This is a genomic window from Acidiphilium sp. PM, assembly GCF_000219295.1.
GTDB classification, from domain to species: Bacteria; Pseudomonadota; Alphaproteobacteria; order Acetobacterales; family Acetobacteraceae; genus Acidiphilium; species Acidiphilium multivorum.
On the sequence record NZ_AFPR01000457.1, the window covers coordinates 1 to 1,299 of the forward strand.

Below are 1,299 nucleotides of genomic sequence, written 5' to 3' on the forward strand. Positions count from 1 at the left end.
CGAGCCTGGCGTCGCAGGTCAACGACATCGACAAAATGGTCCGGCGGATCAGCGATACCGCGAACGAACAGGCCTCGTCACTGAAAATGGTCAGCCAGGCCGTCGGCGACATGGATCAGGTAACGCAGCAGAATGCCGCTATGGTGGAAGAGGCGAACGCCGCGGCCAATAGCCTTCTTGCTGAGGCGCGGCATATGATGACACTTCAGCAACGCTTCGTTGTCGACGATGCCGCGGCTCCCCCATCGCGGTATCGGCCGGCGGCAGCGAAGGAAATGGCCTGATGCCTGGCCGTCGGGCGCTTCTTGCCGGACTGGCTGGTTGGCCCGCCGCCTGCATCGCGGCACCGCCGCCGGCTTTCAGATTCGCCCTGCAGGACGGCGCCGGGAAGGTGGTGACGCAGGCGCGGTTCCGTGGGCGATATCTGCTGGTGGTCTTCGGCTATACGAAATGCACAGATCGTTGCCCGACAACCTTGACGCACCTCGCGCGGGCGCTGGAAATGGCAGATCCGCGCAACAGGATTTTCGATGCGGTCTTCATCACGGTGGATCCCCGGCATGATCGTCCGAAGGCCGCGGCGCATTACGCCTCTTTGTTTTCTCCTCGTATTGAAGGCCTTGGCGGGAGCAAACGGCAGGTAAACGAAGCGATCGCAGCATTCCATGTGTATGTGGCCTGGCCGAACGGACCGAATGGGCAGCCGACCCATGGCGGCCTGATCTATCTCCTGTCGCCGTCGGGGCAACTGGCAACCGTGCTGCCCGACGGGCTTTCCGCCGATGCGCTCGCCAGCGCGCTGCGGCGATATCCGGTTCCGAAGCCCGGCAGGGAGTGAACCCTGGTCGATGCCATGATCTGATCCGCTGCCGTCCGTCTCCGAGAGGTCGTTCATCGTCCTGACCGCTCCTCGGCCGCCACCAGGTGCGCCAGCCCGTGACGCCCCCGGTTGGTCTCAACACCATGTTGCTCTCGGACAGGGATGGAACGCCCGCTTTTGCGATCATCCGCAAGGGGCGTGCCGGGCATTTGTTCGCGCCTACCCGCCGGCTGAACTTGATGTGGCCGGCGGAGATGCCGATCTCCCACAGGCTGTGGTGATTCCCTAGGGTTTCGGGGCGAGGTGATGAGGCTTCGGGCGATCGGATATGGACTGGCAGTTGCGCTGGCGCTGGGATCCGCCGGAAGCGCGTTCGCGGTGCCCGCGCGGCGGAATGCGTGGCCGGAAGCGGCGGCGGGCGAGGCGCGGGTCGCGGAACGGCGGTTACCGGCGCGGGTTCGGCGCGACCTTGCGGCGCT

1 protein-coding gene and 1 pseudogene are annotated in these 1,299 nt (G+C 65.3%); both read left to right on the forward strand.

The window, feature by feature from the left end:
• Positions 1-284, forward strand: a pseudogene (locus APM_RS13780) (methyl-accepting chemotaxis protein); the annotation flags it as partial.
• On the forward strand, positions 284-838 hold the full coding sequence (locus APM_RS13785; RefSeq protein WP_007423979.1) for an SCO family protein: 555 nt from the start codon (positions 284-286) through the stop codon (positions 836-838). The pseudogene APM_RS13780 and the gene APM_RS13785, both read left to right, overlap by 1 nt.
• Positions 839-1,299 lie beyond the last annotated feature (461 nt).

What these genes read in the sequence shown, in the direction of transcription:
- APM_RS13785 (WP_007423979.1), top strand. Translation starts at nt 284, where the DNA reads ATGCCTGGCCGTCGGGCGCTTCTTGCCGGACTGGCTGGTTGGCCCGCC.